The sequence below is a fragment of the Streptomyces sp. NPDC034103 genome, from assembly GCF_055575395.1.
The window spans coordinates 17610-39408 of sequence record NZ_JBVISS010000025.1; the positions used below are offsets into that span (position 1 = coordinate 17610).

Genomic DNA, 21799 nt, shown 5'->3' on the forward strand with positions numbered 1-21799 from the left:
GTCCGAGGAGGGAGCCACCGATGATTCTGCTCCGTCGCCTGCTGGGTGACGTGCTGCGTCGGCAGCGCCAGCGCCAGGGCCGTACTCTGCGCGAAGTCTCCTCGTCCGCCCGAGTCTCGCTCGGCTATCTCTCCGAGGTGGAGCGGGGGCAGAAGGAGGCTTCCTCCGAGCTGCTCTCCGCCATCTGCGACGCGCTGGACGTACGGATGTCCGAACTGATGCGGGAAGTGAGCGACGAGCTCGCCCTCGCCGAGCTGGCCCAGTCCGCTGCGGCCACCCCCAACGAGCCTGTGCCCACGCCGGTACGCCCGATGCTGGGTTCCGTCTCGGTGGCCGGTGTGCCACCGGAACGGGTGACCATCAAGGCGCCCGCCGAAGCGGTGGATGTCGTCGCCGCGTGAGCGTCACGGCGTGTGCGCTCGAGACGCGCTCGAACATGAGCTGACGACGCGCTGAGAAGCGCGGGAGGCCCTGACCGGGTTTCTCCGGATCATCCGGAGAGGCGTTGGTCGGGGCTTTCGTGCATCGTGGAGTGACATGGCCCGGGCCGCCGGTGGTGGATGTGCGGGCGTGACTCCCCGCGCTGCCGGTGCGCCCGCGACCTGGGCGATCGAGGTGGCCTGGGTTCGGGCTGTCGGCTCATTGCCCGCGGCGGCTCATCGGTTCCTCGGGCTGGAGGTCGGTTCATGGCGCGACCGATAGTGCGCTGGGGGGTGGTGCTCGGGCTGGGGGCGCTGTGGTGGTGGGCGGTGCTGCGGCTGGCGCTGGCTCCCGGAGCGGGGGTGCTGGAAGGCGCGGTCGCGGCCGGTGGGTGGGGGCTGAGCCTGCTGCCGGTGCACTGCGTGCCCAGGGGGCGGGCGGCCGGGGCGCTCGCCGCCGGGCGGTGGCGGGCGGCCTGGCGGGTCACCACGGCATCGCCACCCCACCGTTCGGACGCAGGATCTGGCCCGTGATGAAGGACGAGGCGTCGGACGCCAGATACAGCACCGCGTGGGCGACGTCCTCCGCCTCGCCGACCCGGTTCAGTGGTGACATCCGGGCCATCATCGCCTCGGTCCGCTCCTGGGCCTCGCCGTGGCGGTCGGTCATGGGTGTGCGGATCCAGCCCGGTGCGATCGCGTTGACGCGGATGCCGTGCCGGCCGACCTCGGTCGCCAGGGTCTTCGTCAGCTGGACGACGGCCGCCTTGGCCGCGCCGTAGCAGAGCAGGCCGGGGCCGCCGGTGTCCACGGCGCCGGAGGCCATGGTGACGATGCTGCCCCTGGTTTGGTGCTCGAGCATCCGGCGGGCCGCCTCCTGGCAGGCGTACAGGACCCCTTTGAAGTTGACGTTCAGGACACGGTCGAGGTCTTCCTCCCGTGTCTCCAGGACCGGGCTGCTGTGCATGATCCCGGCGATGGCCGCCAGCACGTCGAGGCGCCCGCAGGAGGCGACGGCCTGACGGAGCTGCTCGCGGTCGGTGACGTCGAGCTGGTGGGTGCGGGCGGTGCCGCCCGCGTCCTTGATGAGCGTCGCTGTCTCGTGCAGGCCCTGCGGGTCCCGGTCCGCGCAGTGGACGGTGGCACCGGCTTCGGCGAGCAGGACCGCCGAGGCCCGGCCGATCCCGCCGGCGGCCCCGGTGACGAATGCGGTGCGTCCGGTCAGGTCGTACGCGCTGACGGTCATGAGGGGGACGGTACGAGTCATTCTGACGGGTCGTCAATTAGTCGTACGGTGTGGGGTTCCGGGAGGTTCGGGCCGGGCCCGGGCCCCGGGTGGCGGCCGGGGTGGGGCCGGTCTGGCACGCGGGACACCAGTAGGTGGGGCGTTCCCGGGAGCCGTCGCCCTGGTTGGCGAGGCGGACGGGGGTGCCGCAGCGCAGACACGGGCGGCGGGCGCGGCCGTAGACGAAGAGGTCCTGGCCGCGGCGGCCCGTGGTCATGCGGACCGGGCGGTCCCGGTTGGCCTCGAGGAGCTTCTTGGCGAGGACGGGCAGCTTCGCGGCGCGGTCCTCGGGCAGGGCGCCGGCCGGGAGCCACGGGGTGACGCCGAGCAGGAAGCAGATCTCGCTCTTGTAGACATTGCCGATGCCGGCGAGGTTGCGCTGGTCGAGGAGGGCCTCGCCGAGGGCGCGGGCGGGGTCCTGGAGGAGGTTGGCGAGGGCGCGGTCTGGGTCCCAGTCGGGGCCCAGGAGGTCGGGGCCGAGGTGGCCCACGACACGGTCCTCGTCGGTGGTGCGCAGGAGTTCCAGGATCGGCAGGCGGTAGCCGACGGCCGTGCGGTCGGCGGTGCCCAGGATCGCGCGGATCTGGTGGGTGGGGCCACCGGTCCAGCGCTGGTCGCTGGCGTACACCCGCCAGGAGCCGTCCATCTTGAGGTGCGAGTGGAGGGTCAGGCCGCCCTCTACGCGGGTGAGCAGGTGCTTGCCGCGCGGGGTGACGTCCAGGACGGTGCGGCCCGTCAGGTCGGCGGTGGCGAACTTGGGGACGCGGAGGTCGCTACGGGTGAGGACCTTGCCGGCGAGGGCGCTGTGCAGACGGTTCGCGGCTTGCCAGACGGTGTCTCCTTCGGGCATGGGTCAAGGGTGGCATGGGGTGGGGGCGACGGCTGGGCGGGGGCGCGAGGGGGCGTCAGGTGAGGTGGTCGCGTGCGGTGTGGGGGCCGTGGGGCGCGCCTTTGGCGGGGCGGTCGAGTGAGGCGTGGGGGGTTTGGTCATGCCCGTAGGCGCAGGCCGCGTGGGGTGGCGATGAAGCCCGCTCCCTCCAGGAGGGTGCCGATGGGGGAGGTGAGGGCCGGGGCGCCGTTGACGCGCTCCACGGTGACCGTGCCGAGCGAGCCCGCTCGGGCCGCCGCGGCGAGGGCGTCGGCCGCCGCCTGGAGGCGGGGATCGTCGGCGGGCTTGCCCTCCGGGTCCTCGGCCCAGGCCAGCAGGGTCTTGCCGCCGCGCTCCATGTAGAGCGTCAGCTCGCCGTCGACCAGCACGACCAGGGAACCCGCCTTGCGGCCCGCCTTGTGACCGGCGCCGGTCGGGGGCTCGGGCCAGGGCAGGGCGGCGCCGTACGCGTTCGCCGGGTCGGCGGCGGCGAGGACCACGGCTCGGGAGTCGGGGGTGCGGGTGGGCGAACGGTGGGGGGTGGGGGCGTGGGCCGGGTTGTACGGGCTGTATGGCCCGCGGCGGGGGGTGCCGGGTCCGGGTCCGGGTCGGTCTCGGGGGGAGATGTAGTCGCCGGGGGAGGGGGCGGTGCCGGCGGAGGGTGGGATGTCGTCCAACCAGTCGAAGTCGGGGTCGTCGGCGGGGGCGGGGAGGCCGGGCGTGCCGAAGGGGTCCTGGGGGGTGGTGAGGGCGGGTGTGCCGAAAGGGTCGTGGGGGGTGGCGCCGTCGGGGGTCTCGAATGCGTCGCGAGCGCCGGAGGTGGCCGGGTGTGGCATGCCCTCGCCCCGTTCGCGGGCGTTCGCCACCGCGCGGAGGCGGTCGACCGCGCCGTCCATGGCGAACTGGGCGGCGCCGAGGCCCTCGACCACATAGCCGCGGCGGGCCTGGCCGGTCTCCTCGAAGGCGGACAGGACACGGTACGTCGCCGAGAAGCCGCCCTCGACGCCCTCCGCGGAGACCGCGCCCCGGGTCACCACGCCGTGCCGGTCGAGGAGCGTGCGGGCCAGGGCGTGGGCGCGCAGGGTGGGGTCCGGTTCGCGGTCGGGGAGGAGGGACCAGCGGCCGGCGACCGTCGGCGGGCCGCCCCGGGAAGCGGTGCGGGCGGCGGCGGCCAGGGAGCCGTAGCGGCCGCGCGGCATGGTGCGCTTGGCGCGGTGGGCCGTGGAACCGGCGGTGCGGCCCGAGCCCAGCAGGGAGCGCAGGGGGGTGAGCGTGTCGTTGGTGAGGCGGCCGGACCAGGCCAGGTCCCAGACCGCGTCGGCGAGGTGGGGGTCGGTGACCTCTGGGTGGGTGGTCGCGCGGACCTGGTCGGCGATCTGGCGGAAGAAGAGTCCGTAGCCGCCGGAGAGGGCGTTCAGGACGGACTCGTGGAGTGCCGTCAGCTCCAGGGGGTGGGGTGGGGGCAGCAGCAGGGGGGCCGCGTCCGCGAGGTAGAGGGAGACCCAGCCGTCCTTGCCGGGCAGGGAGCCGGCTCCGGCCCACACCAGCTCCCCGGCGGAGGTGAGTTCGTCGAGCATCGCCGGGGTGTACTGGGCGACGCGGGACGGCAGGACCAGCTTCTCCAGCGCGGAGGCCGGGACGGAGGCGCCCTGCAACTGCTCCACGGCACGCACCAGTCCGTCGATGCCGCGCAGCCCGTGCCCCTTGCCGATGTGCTGCCACTGGGGCAGGAACTGGGCGAGGGCGGGCGGGGAGACCGGCTCCAGTTCGTGGCGCAGGGCGGCCAGGGAGCGGCGGCGCAGTCGGCGCAGTACGGCGGCGTCGCACCACTCCTGGCCGATGCCCGCGGGGTGGAACTCGCCCTGGACCACGCGGCCTGACGCCGAGAGGCGCTGGAGGGCGCCCTCGGTCACCGCGGCGCCCAGACCGAAGCGGGCCGCGGCGGTCGCCGAGGTGAACGGGCCGTGGGTGCGGGCGTACCGCGCGAGGAGGTCGCCGAGGGGGTCCTTGACGGGCTCCATGAAGGCTTCCGGGACCCCGACCGGCAGCGCCGTGCCCAAGGCGTCGCGCAGGCGGCCGGCGTCCTCGATCGCCGCCCAGTGATCCGTGCCGGCGATGCGGACCTTGATCGCGCGCCGGGCCCGGGCGAGATCGCGCGCCCACGGCGGCTCCGCGCCCCGCTCGGTCAGCTCGGCGTCGGTGAGGGGGCCGAGGACGCGGAGGAGGTCGGCGACACCTTCGACGTCCTTGATCCGACGGTCCTCGGTGAGCCACTGAAGCTCCCGCTCCAGCTCGGTGAGGACCTCGGCGTCGAGCAGTTCCCGCAGCTCCGCCTGACCGAGCAGCTCGGCCAGCAGGCGGGAGTCGAGGGAGAGTGCGGCCGCGCGGCGCTCGGCCAGCGGTGAGTCGCCCTCGTACAGGAACTGGGCGACGTAGCCGAAGAGGAGGGAGCGGGCGAAGGGGGACGGCTCGGGGGTGGTGACCTCGACCAGGCGGACCTTGCGGGACTCCAGGTCGCCCATCAGCTCGACGAGGCCGGGGACGTCGAAAACGTCCTGGAGGCACTCGCGGACCGCCTCCAGGACGATCGGGAACGATCCGAACTCGCTGGCCACCTGGAGCAGTTGGGCGGCCCGCTGGCGCTGCTGCCACAGCGGGGTGCGCTTGCCCGGGTTGCGGCGGGGGAGCAGGAGCGCGCGTGCCGCGCATTCGCGGAAGCGGGAGGCGAACAGGGCCGAGCCGCCGACCTGGTCGGTGACGATCTGATCGACCTCGCCCTTGTCGAACACGACGTCCGCGGCGCCGACCGGGGCCTGGTCCGCGTCGTACTCCGTGCCCAGCCTCGCCGGTTCCTGGTCGAGCAGGTCCAGGCCCATCAGGTCGGCGTCGGGCAGCCGCAGGACGATGCCGTCGTCGGCGTGCATGACCTGGGCGTCCATGCCGTAGCGCTCGGAGAGCTTGGCACCGAGGGCGAGGGCCCAGGGGGCGTGCACCTGGGCGCCGAAGGGGGAGTGGACGACCACGCGCCAGTCGCCGAGTTCGTCGCGGAAGCGCTCCACGACGATCGTGCGGTCGTCGGGGATGTGGCCGCAGGCCTCGCGCTGCTCGTCGAGGTAGGCCAGGAGGTTGTCGGCGGCCCAGGTGTCCAGGCCCGCCGCGAGGAGTCGTGGGCGGGCCTTGTCCTTGGGGAGCGAGCCGACCTCGCGGAGGAACGCGCCCACCGCGCGGCCCAGTTCGAGGGGCCGGCCGAGCTGGTCGCCCTTCCAGAACGGGAGCCTGCCCGGGACGCCGGGGGCGGGGGAGACCAGGACGCGGTCACGGGTGATGTCCTCGATGCGCCAGGAACTGGTGCCGAGAGTGAAGACGTCACCCACGCGGGACTCGTAGACCATCTCCTCGTCCAGCTCGCCGACCCTGCCACCGCCCTTCTTGGGGTCCGCGCCGGCCAGGAAGACGCCGAAGAGGCCGCGGTCAGGGATCGTGCCCCCGGAGGTCACCGCGAGGCGCTGGGCGCCGGGGCGGGCGGTGATCGTGCCGGCCACCCGGTCCCAGACCACGCGCGGGCGCAGTTCCGCGAAGGCGTCGGAGGGATAGCGGCCGGCCAGCATGTCCAGGACCGCGGTGAAGGCGGACTCGGGCAGGGACGCGAAGGGGGCGGCCCGGCGGACCATGGCCAGGAGGTCGTCCAACTGCCAGGTGTCCATCGCGGTCATGGCGACCAGTTGCTGGGCCAGGACGTCCAGAGGGTTCGCGGGGACCTTGAGGGACTCGATCTCGCCGCTGCGCATGCGCTCCGTGACGACCGCCGACTGGACCAGGTCTCCTCGGTACTTCGGGAAGACCACGCCGGTGGAGACCGCTCCGACCTGGTGCCCCGCGCGGCCCACGCGTTGGAGGCCGGACGCCACCGAGGGGGGTGACTCGACCTGGACGACCAGGTCCACCGCGCCCATGTCGATGCCGAGTTCGAGGCTGGAGGTGGCGACGACCGCGGGAAGGCGGCCGGCCTTGAGGTCCTCCTCCACGAGGGCACGCTGCTCCTTGGAGACCGAGCCGTGGTGGGCCCGGGCGATGACCGGGGGCGCGCCCTGGGCGGCGCCTGAACCGCCCATGAGCTCGGCGGGGGTGTGGTTCTCGGAGAGGGGCTCGCCGGTCGCCCGTTCGTAGGCGATCTCATTGAGGCGGTTGCACAGGCGTTCCGCCAGGCGGCGGGAGTTGGCGAAGACGATCGTCGAGCGGTGGGACTGCACGAGGTCGGCGATCCGCTCCTCCACGTGCGGCCAGATCGACGGGCGTTCCGCGCCCTCGTTGCCGTCGGCCACCGGGGAGCCGCCCAGTTCGCCCAGGTCCTCCACGGGGACCACGACGGACAGGTCGAACTCCTTGCCGGACTTCGGCTGGACGATCTCCACCTTGCGGCGCGGGGAGAGGTAGCGGGCGATCTCGTCGACCGGGCGCACGGTCGCGGAGAGGCCGATGCGGCGGGCCGGCTTCGGCAGGAGCTCGTCCAGGCGCTCCAGGGAGAGGGCCAGGTGGGCGCCGCGCTTGGTGCCCGCGACGGCGTGCACCTCGTCGAGGATGACGGTGTCGATGCCGGTCAGCGCGTCGCGGGTGGCCGACGTCAGCATCAGGAAGAGGGACTCCGGGGTGGTGATCAGGATGTCCGGAGGGCGGGTGGCCAGTGCGCGGCGTTCCGCCGCGGGGGTGTCGCCGGAGCGGATGCCGACCTTGATCTCCGGCTCGGGCAGGCCCAGGCGTACGGATTCCTGGCGGATGCCGGTGAGAGGGCTGCGGAGGTTGCGCTCCACGTCGACCGCGAGGGCCTTCAGGGGGGAGACGTACAGGACTCGGCAGCGTTTCCTGGGGTCCGCGGGCGGAGGTGTGGAGGCCAGCTGGTCCAGTGCGGCGAGGAAGGCGGCCAGGGTCTTGCCGGAACCGGTGGGCGCGACCACCAGGACGTCCGAGCCCTCGGCGATGGCCCGCCAGGCGCCTGCCTGGGCCGCGGTGGGCGCGTCGAAGGCCCCCGTGAACCAGCCTTGGGTCGCGGGGGAGAAGCCGGAGAGGGCTCGGTGAGTGGAGCTGGCCATGGGTCCATCCTGCACCCGGGTACTGACAATCGGTCTGACCTGGGGTTTCCGGGGTGGGTGCGCGTCTGTGACCGGGGCGGCCGGTGGGGGGTGCGGCTGTGACTGTGGCCGCCGGTGGGGGTGCGTCGGTGCTTGCGGCCGCCGGTGGGGGCGGGGTGCGGTCCGGCGGGCGTGGGGGGTGGCGCCTGGGCGGCGGACAATGGGCGCATGGTGGGATCCGGTGAGCGGGCGCGGCATTGGCGGTACGCCGAGCTGCCCGGGGTGGATCTGCTGCGGGCCCGGTACATCCGGAAGAACTTCGTGCGGCACACCCATGAGAGTTTCGTGATCGCGGCCATCGCCGATGGTGTGGAGGTCTTCCACTACCGCGGGGCTGATCGGTACGCGGGGGCGGGTTCGCTGGCGCTCGTCAATCCGGACACCCCGCACACCGGGCGGGCGGGGGTGCCTGAGGGGTGGCGGTACGGGGCGGTGTACCCGGCGCCGGAGGTGGTGGCCGGGATAGCCGCGGAGACCACCGGCATCCGGGGAACCCCGGGGTTCGTGAGTCCGGTCCTTGACGATCCCTATGCGGCAGGGCTGGTGCATCAGGTGCTGCGTGCCGTGGACGAGGGGAACGCGCTGGCCGCCGACACGTTGTTGCGGGTCGCCGTCACTCGGCTGTTGCGGCTCAACGGTGGGGTGCTGGTGCGGCGGGAGGTGCGGACGGCCGGGGCGCGGGTGGCGGCACGGGCGCGTGAGGCGCTGGAGGAGCGGATGACCGGGCCGCCGTCCCTGGAGAGGCTGGCCGCCGAGCTGGGAGTAGGGCCCTTCGCGCTGTTGCGGGCCTTTCGGGACGCCTACGGGATGCCGCCGCACACCTGGCTGATCGACGCGCGGGTGCGGCGAGCGCGGCTGCTGCTGGACGCGGGGACGTCCCCGGCGGAGGCCGCCGTCGCCGTGGGGTTCACCGACCAGCCGCATCTGAACCGGCATTTCACGCGGATCGTCGGCGTGCCTCCCGGTGCGTACCAGCGGGAGCGCAAGAACGTACAAGACGACCGGCGGGGACCCGACATAGCGTCCGACGCGTGGAAGAACAGACAGCAATCCCAGACACACGCTCCGACGACGGAGGGAGGCCGGACGCCACCGTCGTACGAGACGCCCTCGGGGTCGGAGTCGCCGTAGGACTGTCCGGGTTCGCCTTCGGGGTGACCTCGGCGGGCGGTGGGCTCACTGTGGCGCAGACCTGTGCGCTCAGCCTGCTGGTGTTCACGGGGGCGTCCCAGTTCGCGCTCGTGGGGGCGCTCGCCGCCGGTGGCAACCCGTTCACCGCGGCCGCCGGGGCGTTCTTCCTGGGGGTGCGCAACGCGTTCTACGGGTTGCGGCTGTCCCAGCTGCTGGCTCTCCCGCGCGCGGTGCGGCCCTTCGCCGCGCAGTGGGTCATCGACGAGACCGCGGCCGTCGCGCTGGCGCAACGCACGCGGCACGGCGCGCGGATCGGTTTCACCGTCACGGGACTCAGCCTCTACGTGCTGTGGAACCTCACGACCCTGCTCGGTGCGCTGGGCGCCGAGGCGATCGGCGACACGGACGCGTGGGGCCTCGATGCCGCTGGACCCGCCGTCTTCCTGGCACTGCTCGCGCCCATGCTCAAGAGCGCCGTCGAGCGTGCCGTCGCCGGGCTCGCCGTGCTGCTCGGGCTCGGTCTGCTGCCGGTACTGCCGGCCGGGGTGCCGGTCCTGGTGGCCGCCCTCGCGGCGCCCGTCGTGCTGTGGGCCGAGGGGTGCAGGAAGGCGGAGCGGTGAACGTCTGGATCGCCATCGCCCTCACCGCGCTCGGTTGCTACGCCGCCAAGCTGGCAGGGCTCCTGGTGCCCACCGGGGCCCTGGAACGGCCCCTCGTCAAGCGGCTCGCCGCGCTGCTGCCGGTCGCGCTGCTCGCCGCGCTCACGGCTCAGCAGGCCTTCGCCGACGGTCGCGCCCTGGTGCTGAACGCCAGGGGCGCGGGACTGGCGGCGGCCGCCGTCGCGCTGCTCTTGCGCGCCCCCTTCCTCGTCGTCGTCGCGGCGGCCGTGGCGGTGACGGCGGGCGTGCGGGCCTTGGGGTGAGGGACGCGCGGCAGGAGCGGTTCAGCCGATCGGACGGCCGTAGGCCCTCAAGGTGCGCAGTGCCTCGATCGTGACTATGGGGCGGGCCTCCAGGGACGTGCCCGGGGCCCACTGGCGCCAGCGGACCGGCCACCCACCGTCCTCCCGCTGGTCGCCCGCGAGGAAGTCCAAGGAGCGTTCCATCTCCTCGTCGGTGAACCACGCGCGCGCGAGTGAGTGCGGCGTCCTGGCGTAGTCGTGCGGGAAGTGGTGCTCGCCCGGGGCGTAGCCGGGGGACACCGGGTGGGTGTCCAGGCGCTCCGGGTCCAGTGCCGCGAGCCGCAGCTCGCGCACCAGGCGGCCGAGTCGGTCGGCGGCGGCCTCCGCGCGCGGGCGGTCGGGAGCGGAGTCCAGGAAGGCCACGGCGGCCTGCACCTCGTACGGATGGGAGGTCCGCAGCGATTCGATCGCGTGCCAGCAGAAGTCCGTGGCGCGGAACAGCCACGCGTGCCAGACCTCGTTGCGGTGCAACAGACCCACCACGGGGCCGGTGGCGAGCAGCTCACTGGGCGGGTCGTCCACGATCGGGATGAACGGGGCCGCCGGATAGCCGCGCTGGCTGGGATGGATGGCCGGCAGGGCGCCGTCCGGGGTGGTGACGGAGGTCAGATAGCGGCACACCCGTTCCACGCGCTGTCCGCCGCAACGGTCGATGGCGTCCAGGACGCGCAGGGCATGCCCGGCGTGCAGCGGCTGGCTGACCGGGCCGCGCAGGTCGGGCTCCAGCGCGTGGCCGTAACCGCCGTCCTCGTTGCGGTACGCGTCCAGGGCGGTCTCCACCGGGTCGGCGGCGCCGTTCAGGAAGTGGTGGGCGAAGAGGCGCTGCTCCAGCACGCGCGCGGTGAGCCAGACGAAGTGCTCGGCGCGGAAGAGCGGGGAGTGCGCCGGGGACGTCGGGGGGAGTGGGGAAGCTCCTGTTTCGGCCATGGGTCAGACCGTAGGACGGAAAGCGTTCTCGACAAGCGGTCCCGACCGAGGCCCACTCTCAGGGGCGGGATACTGGTGTCATGCGGTTGACGGTCTTCTGGGAGCGGATGGCGGATCACTTCGGTCCGGATTACGCCGACACCTTCGCGCGCGACCACGTCATGGCGGAGCTCGGCGGGCGCACGGTGCACGAGGCGCTGCAAGGCGGCTGGGACGCCAAGGACGTGTGGCGCGTGGTGTGCACGGTCATGAACGTGCCACGAGAACAGCGCTGACCGGTCACGAAGATCGCAGGGGGAGGAGCGGATTGTCAGCCACGTGGGCGAAACTTGCACCGTGGCACCCACCGACGAGACCGACGAGGTCCCCCAGCACGCTTCCCCGTTCGGCATGACTCCGCCCCCCCGGCCCCCGGCCGACAACCCCGACGGGGTGAACTCCCGCATGCCGCGCTGGCTGCCGCGTGCCGTGGTGCTCACGCTCGCCCTCTACGCCGCCTTCCAGCTGGGCACCTGGGCCTTCCACCAGCTGACCGGGCTGCTGATCAACATCCTCATCGCGTTCTTCCTGGCCCTCGCCATCGAACCCGCGGTGAGCTGGATGGCCTCGCGCGGGGTGCGCCGGGGGTTCGGCAGTTTCCTCGTCTTCCTCGCCGTACTGATCGTTTCCGCGGGCTTCGTCACGCTCCTCGGCACCATGCTCGCCGGGCAGATCATCAAGATCGTCGAGGATTTCCCGGCGTATCTCGACTCCGTCATCAACTGGATCAACACGCACTTCCACACCGAGCTGAAGCGCGTCGACGTCCAGGAGGGCGTGCTCAACTCCGACTGGCTGCGCAACTACGTGCAGAACAGCGCCACCGGTGTCCTGGACGTGTCCGCCCAGGTCCTCGGCGGGCTCTTCCAACTGCTGACGATCGGGCTGTTCTCGTTCTACTTCGCCGCCGACGGCCCCCGGCTGCGGCGCGCACTGTGCTCCGTGCTGCCGCCCGCCAAGCAGGCGGAGGTGCTGCGGGCCTGGGAGATCGCCGTCAACAAGACCGGCGGCTATCTCTACTCGCGCGGTCTGATGGCGTTGATCTCCGGTGTCGCGCACTACGTCCTGTTGCAGGCGCTGAGCGTGCCCAACGCGCCCGTGCTCGCCGTCTGGGTGGGGCTGGTCTCGCAGTTCATCCCGACGATCGGCACGTATCTCGCGGGCGCCCTGCCGATGCTGATCGCCTTCACGGTCGATCCCTGGTACGCGCTGTGGGTGCTGATCTTCGTCGTGATCTACCAGCAGTTCGAGAACTACATGCTCCAGCCCAAGCTGACCTCGAAGACGGTCGACGTCCACCCCGCGGTCGCCTTCGGCTCCGTCATCGCCGGTACGGCCCTCCTCGGGGCCGTGGGCGCGCTGATCGCCATCCCGGCGGTCGCGACGTTGCAGGCGTTCCTGGGCGCGTATGTGAAGCGCTACGACGTCACCGATGACCCGCGCGTGCTCGGGCATCGGCGCCTGGGCGGGGAGTCGGGGTTCCTTACGCGCGCGCGCGGGCTGGTGGCCCGGGAGGCGGGGGAGCAGCCGGAGTCAGGGGAGCGGGACTCCGGGGAGCGTTCTTCTGGGGAGCGGGACTCCGGGGATGTGGCCGGGGGCACCTCGGGGAGAGCTGCGGGGGGTTCCGGGAGTGATCCCGGGAGTGATCCCGGGAGTGATGCCGGGGGTGGTTCGGAGGGTGGCCCTGGGGGCGGTTCGGAGGGTGGCTCCGGGGGCGCTTCGAGGGGCGGGGCAGAGGGAGGCCCCGAGGGTGGTGCGAGGGGCGGTTCCAAGGGGAGTTCGGGGGGTGGCTCCGAGGGAGGGGGCTCCTGAGGGGCGCTATCTCAGGCCGCGCTCCCTGCGGGGAGTCGCTGTGGCTCCGGCGGTGAGCAGCCCGGCGAGGCGGTGGGTTCGGTCACCCACGCGAGATTGCGCGGACTCCTGGATGTCCTTTCGTGACCGGGGGCGTGCTCTTCGGGGGCTCCATGCCTCAGGGCGCGCGCCGGGACCGTTCCGTCGTCGTCCGGCGGAAGGCACTCGCGGTACGCGATACGCGGTACGTGGTGCGCCGAGGGGCGTGGCGAGGAGCGGCAAGCCCCGGTCGCGGGAGGGCGTCAGGTGAGCGTGGGTATGAAACCGCCGCGCGCCGATCCGGAGTTCAGCAGGTGGGACCAGTCCAGTGTCCGGGGCAGCTGGGCGAGGGACAGTACGACCGCGCCGCCCGCCCGCTCGGCATCCGCGCACCAGTCGGTCATGCCGTCCGGATCAGGGGCGCCGTCGGTCATCACCGGGGCCGCGAGGGAGGGGATGAGCATGCCTGCCTCGCCGGGGCCGTCCACGACACACAGGGTGAGCTTGGGGACGAGGCTCCATCCCTCGCACCGGGGCACGGTCCCTTCCTGTGCGCTCAGGACCGGCAGATCGTCGTGAATCGGAGCCTCTGCGAGGAGGAGGGCGGGGGTGGCGCCCCGGACGAACAGGGTCTGTTCAGGAGTCAGCAGCATGGCGGCACTTTCGCAGGTCCGGATGGCCGACGGGTCGGGGGGCGGGGGTCAGAGGGTGAGGCGGTGCGGGCGGTGCAGGCGGTGGAGCGCCGGGTGGCTGAGGGGGCGCGAAGGGGTGGCGGCAGGGGTGGCGGCAGGGCGCTGACGGTGCCGTGCGGATTGCTCCGGAAGTGCCGCGTGGTGCGCTTGACACGAAAATCGAACATCCATTCTTATGGAAGTTCCGGCGAGGCTCTTGGCGGGGATTTCGGCACGGTTTGAGTGGAGAAGTCCCCGAGTTATCCACAGGCCGGGCGGGCGTCGGGGCGCATTGTCAGTGGCAGGCGTTAGCGTCTTTGACGTGAAGCGATCGACTCAAGCAAATCGGGTGGAACCCATGGCAGGAACCGACCGCGAGAAGGCGTTGGACGCCGCGCTCGCACAGATTGAACGGCAGTTCGGCAAGGGCGCGGTCATGCGCATGGGCGAGCGGCCCAACGAGCCCATCGAGGTCATCCCCACCGGGTCGACCGCGCTCGACGTCGCGCTCGGCGTCGGCGGCATCCCGCGCGGCCGAGTGGTGGAGGTGTACGGACCGGAGTCCTCCGGCAAGACGACCCTGACGCTGCACGCGGTGGCGAACGCGCAGAAGGCCGGCGGCCAGGTCGCCTTCATCGACGCGGAGCACGCCCTCGACCCCGAGTACGCGAAGAAGCTCGGCGTCGACATCGACAACCTGATCCTGTCCCAGCCGGACAACGGCGAGCAGGCTCTGGAGATCGTGGACATGCTGGTCCGCTCCGGTGCCCTCGACCTGATCGTCATCGACTCCGTCGCGGCGCTCGTCCCGCGTGCGGAGATCGAGGGCGAGATGGGCGACAGCCACGTCGGTCTGCAGGCCCGTCTGATGAGCCAGGCCCTGCGGAAGATCACCAGCGCGCTCAACCAGTCCAAGACCACCGCGATCTTCATCAACCAGCTCCGCGAGAAGATCGGTGTGATGTTCGGCTCCCCGGAGACCACGACCGGTGGCCGGGCGCTGAAGTTCTACGCCTCGGTGCGCATGGACATCCGTCGCATCGAGACCCTGAAGGACGGCACGGACGCGGTCGGCAACCGCACCCGGGTCAAGGTCGTCAAGAACAAGGTCGCGCCGCCCTTCAAGCAGGCCGAGTTCGACATCCTCTACGGCCAGGGCATCAGCCGCGAGGGCGGCCTGATCGACATGGGCGTGGAGAACGGCTTCGTCCGCAAGGCCGGCGCCTGGTACACGTACGAGGGCGACCAGCTCGGCCAGGGCAAGGAGAACGCGCGCAACTTCCTGAAGGACAACCCCGACCTGGCCAACGAGATCGAGAAGAAGATCAAGGAGAAGCTGGGCGTGGGCGTGCGTCCGCAGGAGCCGACCGCGGAGCCGGGTGCTGACGCCGCCGCGGTCACCGCCCCCGCGGACGACGCCGCGAAGACGGTGCCCGCGCCGGCGGCCAAGGCGGCCAAGACCAAGGCCGCGGCTGCCAAGAGCTGACCCGTGACTCGACGAACGGACTGGGCCGAGTACGCCTACCAGGACGCCCCGCGTGAGCGGGCCGGGGGAGGCGACGGAGGAACCTCGGGGCCGGACGGCGACGCGTACGGGGACGGCGGGGGGTACGGCGCGGACGGGGGACACGGCCGCGCGACGTCGTACGGCACGAGGCGCGCGTACGGCGCGGACGGGGGCGGTGACCGGCCGTACGGCGACGAGCCGGACGGCGGGGGACCGGGCGGCGGGGAGTGGTTGGACGACGACTCGGCGACGACCGGCTCCGCTGTCCCGTCCGGCGGCGGATCCCGCCGTGGGCGCGGCGGGGGCCGCGCGGCACGTGGCGTGGGCGGATCCCGGGGGCGTCGGCAGCGACGCGGCGGGGAGCCGTCCGGTACGGACGAAGGCACCTCCTCCTCGTCGAGGGCCGAGCAGGGGGAGTCTTCAGGGGACCCGGTGGAGCGGGCGCGCGGCATCTGCCTGCGCCTGCTCACCGGGACCCCGCGTACGCGGAAGCAGCTCGCGGACGCCCTGAGCAAGAAGGGGATTCCGGACGAGGCCGCGGAGGAGGTGCTGTCGCGGTTCGTTGAGGTCGGGCTGATCAACGACAGCGCGTTCGCCGACGCCTGGGTGGAGTCCCGGCACCATGGGCGGGGTCTGGCCCGGCGGGCCTTGGCCCAGGAACTGCGTACCAAGGGGGTCGACTCCACGCTGATCGACGCGGCCGTCTCGCAGCTCGACTCCGAGCAGGAGGAGGCGACAGCTCGTGAGCTCGTCGCCCGCAAACTGCGCTCCACGCGCGGCCTCGACCGCGACAAGCGACTACGCCGCCTCGCCGGCATGCTCGCCCGCAAGGGGTACCCCGAGGGCATGGCCCTGAGGGTGGTCCGGCAGGCGCTCGAAGAGGAGGGCGAGGACGCGGAGTTCCTGGAGGGGGAGGGGTTCTGAGGCGCAGGGGTCTTGAAGCGCGCGGGTCTTGAAGCGCAGGGGCCTTGAAGCGCACGGGTCTTGCAGCCCACGGGTCTTGCAGCGCGCGGGTTTGATGCGCACGGCGAGGGCCCGGCCGCCGCGCTAAAAGACTGGCGCTTCGCGGCCACGGTCGCCAACTCGGCCGAGAGCACGGGCGAGTTGGCGGTGACCGACGCTTCGACCTGCCGCGCGGCGACGATGACACCGACGAGATCGCCACCCCGGTGTGCCCGTCACCAAGGGCAATGCGGACGCGGCCCCCCTCCACCGCGCCCCCGGCATCGACTGAGCCCGCGGGCTCGCCCCTACGACGCCACGGGCGCCACCACCGGCAACCCCGTGGCTCGCCACGCCTGGAACCCGCCCACCAGGTCCGTGGCCCGGCGCAGTCCCAGCCGGTGCAGGGACTCGGCGGCCAGCGTCGAGGCGTACCCCTCGTCGCAGATCACCACGACGAGCAGGTCGTGGCTCGTCGCCTCGGGCACCCGGTGGCTGCCGCGCGGGTCGAGGCGCCACTCCAGTTCGTTGCGCTCGACGACGAGGGCGCCGGGAATCAGTCCGTCGCGCTCACGCAGGGCGGCGTAGCGGATGTCCACCAGCAGCGCCTGTCCCTGCGCGGCGGCGTCGTGGGCCGCCCGTGCCTCGATCCGTTCGTAGCTCTCGCGGACGCGTTCCAGCAACTCGTCGATGCCGAGCGGGGATCCGGGGCTCACTGCCAGTCCTCCGGGCGCTCCACGTGCTCCAGGCGCAGGACCGGCCCGGTGCGGCTGTAGCGCCGGATCTGAGGCAGCGGCGGGTAGTAGGCGTGCACAGAGACGGCGTGCCGCTCGGTGGACTCGTTGAGCACCTCGTGGACGTGGTGCTGCCCGAAGGAGCGTCCGGTGCCGGCCGGGAGCCGTCGCTCGCGGTCCACGCCGTCGGTGAGTTCGATGGTCCTCCAGCCGTCCGCCGGGAGTCGAGCGGCCAGCGAGTTCTCCTTGAGTTCGCCGGCGGCCGTCACGAAGGCGCCGACGGACTCGGCGTGGTCGTGCCAGCCGGTGCCCGTGCCGGGCGGCCAGCCGATCAGCCACGCCTCGCTTCCGCCGGGCCCCTCCAGACGCACCCAGGTGCGGCCTTCGGGGTCGAGCGGGAGAGAGGAGATCAGCTCGGCGTCGGCGGCGGTCCGCCGTACGAAATCGAGGAGTTCAGCCTGCGTCGGCGCGGAAACGGCGGACAGGGAGGGGGAGACAGACACGGGTACCGTCCTGATGAGTGTTCGCGGAAAGCGCGCGGCAGCGCCGGAGCGGCGCGCGCGGAAGGGGGATGCGAATTCAGCAGGACTCGCGACACACGCAGCCCGCGTAACGGACGAGGTCCATATGGACCCTCCGCCACAGGCGCACACAGGTGTCGGTCATGACGCGGAGTACACCATGGCGGTACAGAGCGGTCAACTCACCGTCACTATGTGGAACGCACACATGTGCGGTCCCCACAGCAACGGCAGGTGCCGCTCACCGTGCGCCGACCGCAGCCGGTCGCCGGCCCGCTTCCCCGCGATCCGGTCCGGTCACGCCCCCGTCAACGGCGACCTCGCTCACGTGCTCCGGGCGAGGCCCGCCTCGTCGTCAGACCGCTCCCCGCGACCCGAACGAGGCCCAGGCCGCTGACCCTCCTCGCGACCCGACCGAGGCCCAGGCCGCTGACCCTCCCCGCGACCCGGTCACAGCCCCCGCCCCGTACTGCCGCCCAACCTCACCGCACCCCCGCCGAAGCCTCCGTCCTCCTCGGGCCGCCCAGGGTCGCCTCCGCGGCCGCGTACAGGTCGGCCGGGCGTACCCCGCTCAGCGCGGTCACCAGGTGGCCGTCGGGTCGTACCAGGAGCACGCTGTGGGCCGCCGCGCCCGGATACGCCTCCGCGACCAGCAGCTCGGCCGGATGGGGCAGCGCCGACACCGCGGCCGCCAGCCGGGGCATGAGGCCCGCGCCCACCCAGTGCTTGCGCTCCCACACCCCGGTGCCCGGCGCGATCAGCACCACCAGCAGCGCACCACGGCCGAGCCGGTCCCGGAGCTGTACGAAGGAGCCGTCCTCGGCGGTGACCCGTACATCCGCGACCTGCGCGCCCGGCGCGGTGTCCACCGGTACCTCCGCCTCCAGGTGCCGCGGGGCGAGCGGCGACGTGGCGTACGTTCCCGGCGCGCCGAGCGTGCCGCGCCCCAGGTGACCGTCGGTGAGCAGCGCGTCGTGGCCCCGGGCCGAGCCGGGGACGACGGACCGCAGTCCGCCGCCGCCCCGCACCAGCGGCAGCGCCTGGTCGGCGGCGCGCAGTCGGGCGGCGACGACCGCGCGCCGCTCGGCCTGGTAACTGTCGAGCAGCGCCTCGTGCGGGCCGTGGTGCCAGGCCGAGGCCAGCTTCCAGGCGAGGTTGTCGGCGTCCCGCAGCCCCTCGTCGAGCCCCTGGGTCCCGAGCGCGCCGAGCAGGTGCGCCGCGTCCCCGGCGAGGAAGACCCGGCCCACCCGCCAGCGGCGCGCGAGCCGGTGGTGGACGGTGTGCACGCCGGTGTCGAGGAGGTCGTAAGGCGGCGTCGGTCCGTCCGTCCAGCCGGCGAGGGTCTCTCGGACGCGGGACACCAGCAGCTCGGGTGTGACCAGGTCCTTGCCGGGCGGCAGCAGCCAGTCCAGGCGCCAGACGCCGTCGGGGAGGGGGCGTCCGGTGACCTCCCCGACGGAGGGACCGGACGTCCGCCACGGCGGCATCCGATGGAGCAACGCCTCGCCGTGCCATGGAAGTTCCGTGCGCAGCGCGGCGACGGCGTGTCGTTCCACCGCCGTACGGCCGGGGAAGCGGATGTCCAGGAGCTTGCGCACCGTCGAGCGCGGGCCGTCGCAGCCGACCAGGTAACCGCCGCGCCACCAGGTGCCCTTGGGGCCGCGGGTGTGGGCGGTGACGCCGCCGGGCTCCTGTTCGATCGTGTCGAGGCGGCTGTCCGCGGCGAGCTTGACGAGACGTTCGCCGGCGAGGGCGTCGCGCAGGGCGCCGGTCAGCGTGTGCTGGGCGATGTGCAGCGGCGCGGACCCGGGCTCGCTCGCGGCGCTGTCGGGGGTGTCGGCGGTGTCGTCGAAGGTGATCTCGCGCATCACCTGCTTGCGGCGCAACGACCGCCATCCGGCCCAGCGGCAGCCCACTTCGGCGAGGGGCACACCGGTGAGGCGTTCCAGGAGGGCGGCGGTGTCCTCGCGCAGGACGACGGTGCGGGCGGGGCGGGGTTCGTCCTTGCCGGGACCTTCGTCGAGGACCACGGACGGCACGTCCTGACGGGCCAGCGCGAGGGCGAGCGTGAGCCCGACGGGCCCCGCTCCGACGATGATCACCGGGTCCACGGCGTGGCGCCCCCTGCCCGCGAGGGCGTCCCGAGAGACGTGGGTGAACAGGAGATTGGAGCAGGGTGCACGATCACAGAACGTATGCAACCCATTGCCGGTGCTTGCGTCAAGTGACGGAGGCAGTGGCGATCATGCCACTGCCTCCGTACGGTTCAAGCCTTTTGACCGATCATCAGAGTTTGCCGCCGCCACCGGTGTTCTCACCGGTGCCGTAGCTGCCGGCGATCGCGGCGGGGTTCATCTCCGTGTCCTCGCCGAGAACCGCGCCCGTGCTCTTCTTGCTGCGGCGCAGCCTGCCCTCCAGCCAGCTCGCGAACGTGGTGAGGGCGAAGTTCAGGGCGATGAAGATGACCGCGACCACGAGGAAACTGGGGATGACGTTGGCGTAGTTGGCCGCCAGCGTCTGGCGCGCGTTGAGCAGCTCGGTGAAGCCGAGCATGACGCCGCCCAGCGCGGTGTCCTTCACGATGACGACGAGCTGGCTGACGATGGCCGGCAGCATCGCGGTGACGGCCTGCGGAAGCAGGATGCTCCTCATCGTCTGGCCCTTGCGCAGACCGACCGCGTAGGCGGCCTCCGTCTGGCCCTTGGGCAGGGAGAGGATGCCCGCCCGGACGATCTCGGCGAGGACGGACGCGTTGTAGAGCACCAGGCCGGTGACGACCGCGTACAGCGGCCGCTGCTCGCTGCTGATGTCCGTGGAGCGGACGTAGAAATAGAAGGCGAAGAGCATCAGGAGCAGCACCGGGATCGCCCGGAAGAACTCGACCACTGTGCCGGCCACGGCCCGCACCCAGAGGTGGTCGGAGAGGCGGGCGATACCGAAGACCGCACCCAGAGGGAGGGCGATCACCATGGAGATCGCCGCGGCCTTGAGGGTGTTGCCGAGCCCTGGCAGCAGGTAGGTCGTCCACGCCTGCTCAGTGGTGAACGGCTCCCACAGGGCCCACTCCAGCTGCTTCTTGTCGTCCATGACCTGCCAGACCCACCATGCGAGGAGGGCGAGCAGGACGAAGAAGATCACAGAGAAGAGGACGTTGCGCCGCTTGGCGCGGGGGCCCGGGGCGTCGTACAGAACGGAACTCATCGCTTCACCGCCAGTCGCTTGCTCAGCCACCCGAGGATGAGACCGGTCGGCAGGGTAAGAATCACGAAGCCGAGGGCGAAGACGACGCCGATGGCGAGTGTCTGGGCTTCGTTCTCGATCATCGTCTTCATCAGGGCGGCGGCCTCGGCGACGCCGATCGCGGCCGCCACGGTCGTGTTCTTGGTCAGGGCGATCAGCACGTTGGCCAGCGGGCCGATGACCGAACGGAAGGCCTGTGGCAACACGATGAGGCGCAGCACCTGGCTGAAGCTCAGCCCGATGGCACGCGCGGCCTCCGCCTGGCCGACGGGCACGGTGTTGATGCCGGAGCGGATCGCCTCGCAGACGAAGGCCGCCGTGTACGCGACGAAGCCGAGGATCGCCAGCCGGAAGCCCTGGACGTCGAAGTCCTTGGAGCCCATCGTCACGCCGAACGTGTCGGCGAGACCGAGCGAGGTGAAGACAATGATCACCGTCAGGGGGGTGTTCCGGACGATGTTCACGTAGGCGGTGCCGAACCCGCGCATCAGCGGGACCGGACTGACCCGCATCCCGGCCAGCAGGGTGCCCCAGATCAGGGAGCCGAGGGCGGAGAGGGCGGTGAGTTTCACCGTCATCCAGAACGCCCCTAGGACGTCGTAACCATCAAGAAAGTCGAACACGATCTCCCGCGCTTCCGGGTGTCTGGGGTACGTGGAGGGGCGCGGCGCGCCGCCGCCCTGATCGCGGCGGGCGGCGGCGCGCCAGTGGATCCCTGCGTTACTTGACGATCACGCCGATCTTCGGGGCGGGCTCGTTCTTGTAGTTGGCCGGGCCGAAGTTGTCCTGGACCGCCTTGTCCCAGGCCTTGTCGGCGACCATCTTCTCGAGGGCCTTGTTGATCTTGTCCACGGTCGCGGTGTCGCCCTTCTTGACGCCGATGCCGTAGTTCTCGTTGCTCAGCTTGAGGCCGGCGAGCTTGAACTTGCCCTTGTACTGGTCCTGCGCGGCGAAGCCGGCGAGGATCGAGTCGTCCGTGGTGAGCGCGTCCACGGTGCCGCTCTGGAGGCCGGCGATGCACTCGGAGTAGCCGCTGACCTGCTTGAGGTTGGCCTTCGGGGCGAAGTCGTTCTTGACGTTCTGCGCCGAGGTCGAGCCGGTCACCGAGCAGAGGTCCTTGCCGTTGAGGTCGGTGGCCTTGGAGATGTCGGAGCCCGCCTTGACCAGCAGGTCCTGGTGGGCCAGCAGGTACGGGCCGGCGAAGTCGACCTTCTGCTTGCGCTCGTCGTTGATCGAGTAGGTCGCCGCGATGAACTTCACGTCGCCACGGGCGAGCGCGTTCTCACGGTCGGCGCTCTTGGTCTCCACGAACTCGATCTGGTCCGGCTTGTAGCCCAGTTCCTTGGCCACGTACGTCGCCACGTCCACGTCGAAACCGGAGAAGGAACCGTCGGGCTCCTTGAGGCCGAGACCCGGCTGGTCGTACTTGATGCCGATCTTGATCTTGCCGCCGCCGGAACCCGTGTCCGAGCTGTCGCTGTCGCCGTCGTCCCCGCCGCACGCCGTCGCGGTCAGGGAGAGGACCAGCGCAGCGGCGGCCGCGGCGGTGACCTTGCGGAGCTTCATGGTGAACATCCTTTGTGTGAAGAGAGATGCGG

At 72.1% G+C, this 21799-nt stretch carries 21 protein-coding genes; 9 read left to right on the top strand and 12 right to left on the bottom strand.

Annotated features, from left to right (window positions below; all coding sequences use genetic code 11):
* The first annotated feature begins 20 nt into the window (after window positions 1-20).
* Both ACZ56U_RS38125 and ACZ56U_RS38130 read left to right on the top strand, forming a co-directional pair.
* A complete protein-coding gene (locus ACZ56U_RS38125) occupies window positions 21-401 on the top strand; it encodes a helix-turn-helix domain-containing protein (protein ID WP_391243885.1) in 381 nt (126 codons plus the stop codon).
* A 285-nt stretch (window positions 402-686) separates the two neighbouring features.
* Entirely contained in the window at window positions 687-953 is a 267-nt protein-coding gene (locus tag ACZ56U_RS38130; RefSeq protein WP_469088526.1) for a hypothetical protein, read from the top strand.
* Here the strand turns inward: ACZ56U_RS38130 and ACZ56U_RS38135 are convergent.
* From ACZ56U_RS38135 to ACZ56U_RS38145, 3 genes are all read right to left on the bottom strand, one after another.
* Window positions 904-1665, bottom strand: coding sequence for an SDR family NAD(P)-dependent oxidoreductase (locus tag ACZ56U_RS38135; RefSeq protein ID WP_469088527.1), 762 nt, complete (start codon window positions 1663-1665; stop codon window positions 904-906). The genes ACZ56U_RS38130 and ACZ56U_RS38135 overlap by 50 nt on opposite strands.
* 37 nt (window positions 1666-1702) lie before the next feature.
* Window positions 1703-2554 (bottom strand): Fpg/Nei family DNA glycosylase, encoded by an 852-nt coding sequence (locus ACZ56U_RS38140; protein WP_469088528.1) that lies wholly within the window; start codon window positions 2552-2554, stop codon window positions 1703-1705.
* Window positions 2555-2691: 137 nt separating this feature from the next.
* Window positions 2692-7659, bottom strand: coding sequence for an ATP-dependent helicase (locus ACZ56U_RS38145; protein ID WP_469088529.1), 4968 nt, complete (start codon window positions 7657-7659; stop codon window positions 2692-2694).
* A gap of 207 nt (window positions 7660-7866) precedes the next feature.
* Between ACZ56U_RS38145 and ACZ56U_RS38150 the strand changes: the two genes are divergently transcribed.
* From ACZ56U_RS38150 to ACZ56U_RS38160, 3 genes are read left to right on the top strand one after another with little or no spacing between them, the layout of a single operon-like run.
* Window positions 7867-8829, top strand: a complete 963-nt coding sequence (locus ACZ56U_RS38150) for an AraC family transcriptional regulator (RefSeq protein WP_469088530.1) — start codon at window positions 7867-7869, stop codon at window positions 8827-8829.
* Entirely contained in the window at window positions 8730-9449 is a 720-nt protein-coding gene (locus ACZ56U_RS38155; protein ID WP_469088531.1) for an AzlC family ABC transporter permease, read from the top strand. The genes ACZ56U_RS38150 and ACZ56U_RS38155 overlap by 100 nt, the downstream gene beginning before the upstream one ends.
* Complete coding sequence (locus ACZ56U_RS38160; RefSeq protein ID WP_469088532.1) at window positions 9446-9751, top strand: AzlD domain-containing protein; 306 nt, start codon at window positions 9446-9448, stop codon at window positions 9749-9751. The genes ACZ56U_RS38155 and ACZ56U_RS38160 overlap by 4 nt, the downstream gene beginning before the upstream one ends.
* 21 nt (window positions 9752-9772) lie before the next feature.
* Here ACZ56U_RS38160 and ACZ56U_RS38165 read toward each other — a convergent pair whose 3' ends face one another.
* Window positions 9773-10717: a hypothetical protein gene (locus ACZ56U_RS38165; protein ID WP_469088533.1), complete on the bottom strand. Its 945-nt coding sequence runs from the start codon at window positions 10715-10717 to the stop codon at window positions 9773-9775.
* 80 nt (window positions 10718-10797) lie between these two features.
* Between ACZ56U_RS38165 and ACZ56U_RS38170 the strand changes: the two genes are divergently transcribed.
* Window positions 10798-10992, top strand: a complete 195-nt coding sequence (locus ACZ56U_RS38170) for a DUF3046 domain-containing protein (protein ID WP_469088534.1) — start codon at window positions 10798-10800, stop codon at window positions 10990-10992.
* A gap of 169 nt (window positions 10993-11161) precedes the next feature.
* Complete coding sequence (locus tag ACZ56U_RS38175) at window positions 11162-12568, top strand: AI-2E family transporter (protein ID WP_469088567.1); 1407 nt, start codon at window positions 11162-11164, stop codon at window positions 12566-12568.
* A 281-nt stretch (window positions 12569-12849) separates the two neighbouring features.
* Here ACZ56U_RS38175 and ACZ56U_RS38180 read toward each other — a convergent pair whose 3' ends face one another.
* On the bottom strand, window positions 12850-13239 hold the full coding sequence (locus ACZ56U_RS38180; RefSeq protein ID WP_469088535.1) for a hypothetical protein: 390 nt from the start codon (window positions 13237-13239) through the stop codon (window positions 12850-12852).
* A 376-nt stretch (window positions 13240-13615) separates the two neighbouring features.
* Between ACZ56U_RS38180 and recA the strand changes: the two genes are divergently transcribed.
* Window positions 13616-14743 (top strand): recombinase RecA, encoded by a 1128-nt coding sequence (gene recA, locus ACZ56U_RS38185; protein WP_391243851.1) that lies wholly within the window; start codon window positions 13616-13618, stop codon window positions 14741-14743.
* Window positions 14744-14746: 3 nt separating this feature from the next.
* A complete protein-coding gene (gene recX, locus ACZ56U_RS38190) occupies window positions 14747-15688 on the top strand; it encodes a recombination regulator RecX (RefSeq protein ID WP_469088536.1) in 942 nt (313 codons plus the stop codon).
* A 326-nt stretch (window positions 15689-16014) separates the two neighbouring features.
* Here the strand turns inward: recX and ACZ56U_RS38195 are convergent, their stop codons facing one another.
* The 7 genes from ACZ56U_RS38195 to ACZ56U_RS38225 all read right to left on the bottom strand — a co-directional run bounded on the left by ACZ56U_RS38195 (window position 16015) and on the right by ACZ56U_RS38225 (window position 21767).
* On the bottom strand, window positions 16015-16422 hold the full coding sequence (locus ACZ56U_RS38195; protein ID WP_469088537.1) for a rhodanese-like domain-containing protein: 408 nt from the start codon (window positions 16420-16422) through the stop codon (window positions 16015-16017).
* Window positions 16419-16943 (bottom strand): cupin domain-containing protein, encoded by a 525-nt coding sequence (locus ACZ56U_RS38200; protein WP_469088538.1) that lies wholly within the window; start codon window positions 16941-16943, stop codon window positions 16419-16421. The genes ACZ56U_RS38195 and ACZ56U_RS38200 overlap by 4 nt, the downstream gene beginning before the upstream one ends.
* A gap of 76 nt (window positions 16944-17019) precedes the next feature.
* A complete protein-coding gene (locus ACZ56U_RS38205; RefSeq protein WP_391243914.1) occupies window positions 17020-17106 on the bottom strand; it encodes a putative leader peptide in 87 nt (28 codons plus the stop codon).
* A 337-nt stretch (window positions 17107-17443) separates the two neighbouring features.
* Complete coding sequence (locus ACZ56U_RS38210; protein WP_469088539.1) at window positions 17444-19072, bottom strand: FAD-dependent monooxygenase; 1629 nt, start codon at window positions 19070-19072, stop codon at window positions 17444-17446.
* A 175-nt stretch (window positions 19073-19247) separates the two neighbouring features.
* Window positions 19248-20162 carry an amino acid ABC transporter permease gene (locus ACZ56U_RS38215; protein WP_469088540.1) on the bottom strand — a complete coding sequence of 305 codons (915 nt, stop codon included), beginning with the start codon at window positions 20160-20162 and terminating at the stop codon, window positions 19248-19250.
* The gene (locus ACZ56U_RS38220) at window positions 20159-20824 is read right to left on the bottom strand and encodes an amino acid ABC transporter permease (protein WP_469088541.1); all 666 of its coding nucleotides are present in this window, start codon (window positions 20822-20824) and stop codon (window positions 20159-20161) included. The genes ACZ56U_RS38215 and ACZ56U_RS38220 overlap by 4 nt, the downstream gene beginning before the upstream one ends.
* Window positions 20825-20921: 97 nt before the next feature.
* The gene (locus tag ACZ56U_RS38225) at window positions 20922-21767 is read right to left on the bottom strand and encodes a glutamate ABC transporter substrate-binding protein (protein ID WP_469088542.1); all 846 of its coding nucleotides are present in this window, start codon (window positions 21765-21767) and stop codon (window positions 20922-20924) included.
* Window positions 21768-21799: the final 32 nt, after the last annotated feature.

Bases quoted from the DNA above. Each gene is read 5' to 3' on its own strand.
- ACZ56U_RS38125 (WP_391243885.1), top strand. From the start codon at position 21: ATGATTCTGCTCCGTCGCCTGCTGGGTGACGTGCTGCGTCGGCAGCGC.
- ACZ56U_RS38130 (WP_469088526.1), top strand. From the start codon at position 687: ATGGCGCGACCGATAGTGCGCTGGGGGGTGGTGCTCGGGCTGGGGGCG.
- ACZ56U_RS38135 (WP_469088527.1), bottom strand. From the start codon at position 1,665: ATGACCGTCAGCGCGTACGACCTGACCGGACGCACCGCATTCGTCACC.
- ACZ56U_RS38140 (WP_469088528.1), bottom strand. From the start codon at position 2,554: ATGCCCGAAGGAGACACCGTCTGGCAAGCCGCGAACCGTCTGCACAGC.
- ACZ56U_RS38145 (WP_469088529.1), bottom strand. From the start codon at position 7,659: ATGGCCAGCTCCACTCACCGAGCCCTCTCCGGCTTCTCCCCCGCGACC.
- ACZ56U_RS38150 (WP_469088530.1), top strand. From the start codon at position 7,867: ATGGTGGGATCCGGTGAGCGGGCGCGGCATTGGCGGTACGCCGAGCTG.
- ACZ56U_RS38165 (WP_469088533.1), bottom strand. From the start codon at position 10,717: ATGGCCGAAACAGGAGCTTCCCCACTCCCCCCGACGTCCCCGGCGCAC.
- ACZ56U_RS38170 (WP_469088534.1), top strand. From the start codon at position 10,798: ATGCGGTTGACGGTCTTCTGGGAGCGGATGGCGGATCACTTCGGTCCG.
- ACZ56U_RS38175 (WP_469088567.1), top strand. From the start codon at position 11,162: ATGCCGCGCTGGCTGCCGCGTGCCGTGGTGCTCACGCTCGCCCTCTAC.
- ACZ56U_RS38180 (WP_469088535.1), bottom strand. From the start codon at position 13,239: ATGCTGCTGACTCCTGAACAGACCCTGTTCGTCCGGGGCGCCACCCCC.
- recA (WP_391243851.1), top strand. From the start codon at position 13,616: ATGGCAGGAACCGACCGCGAGAAGGCGTTGGACGCCGCGCTCGCACAG.
- ACZ56U_RS38205 (WP_391243914.1), bottom strand. From the start codon at position 17,106: ATGACCGACACCTGTGTGCGCCTGTGGCGGAGGGTCCATATGGACCTC.
- ACZ56U_RS38215 (WP_469088540.1), bottom strand. From the start codon at position 20,162: ATGAGTTCCGTTCTGTACGACGCCCCGGGCCCCCGCGCCAAGCGGCGC.
- ACZ56U_RS38225 (WP_469088542.1), bottom strand. From the start codon at position 21,767: ATGAAGCTCCGCAAGGTCACCGCCGCGGCCGCCGCTGCGCTGGTCCTC.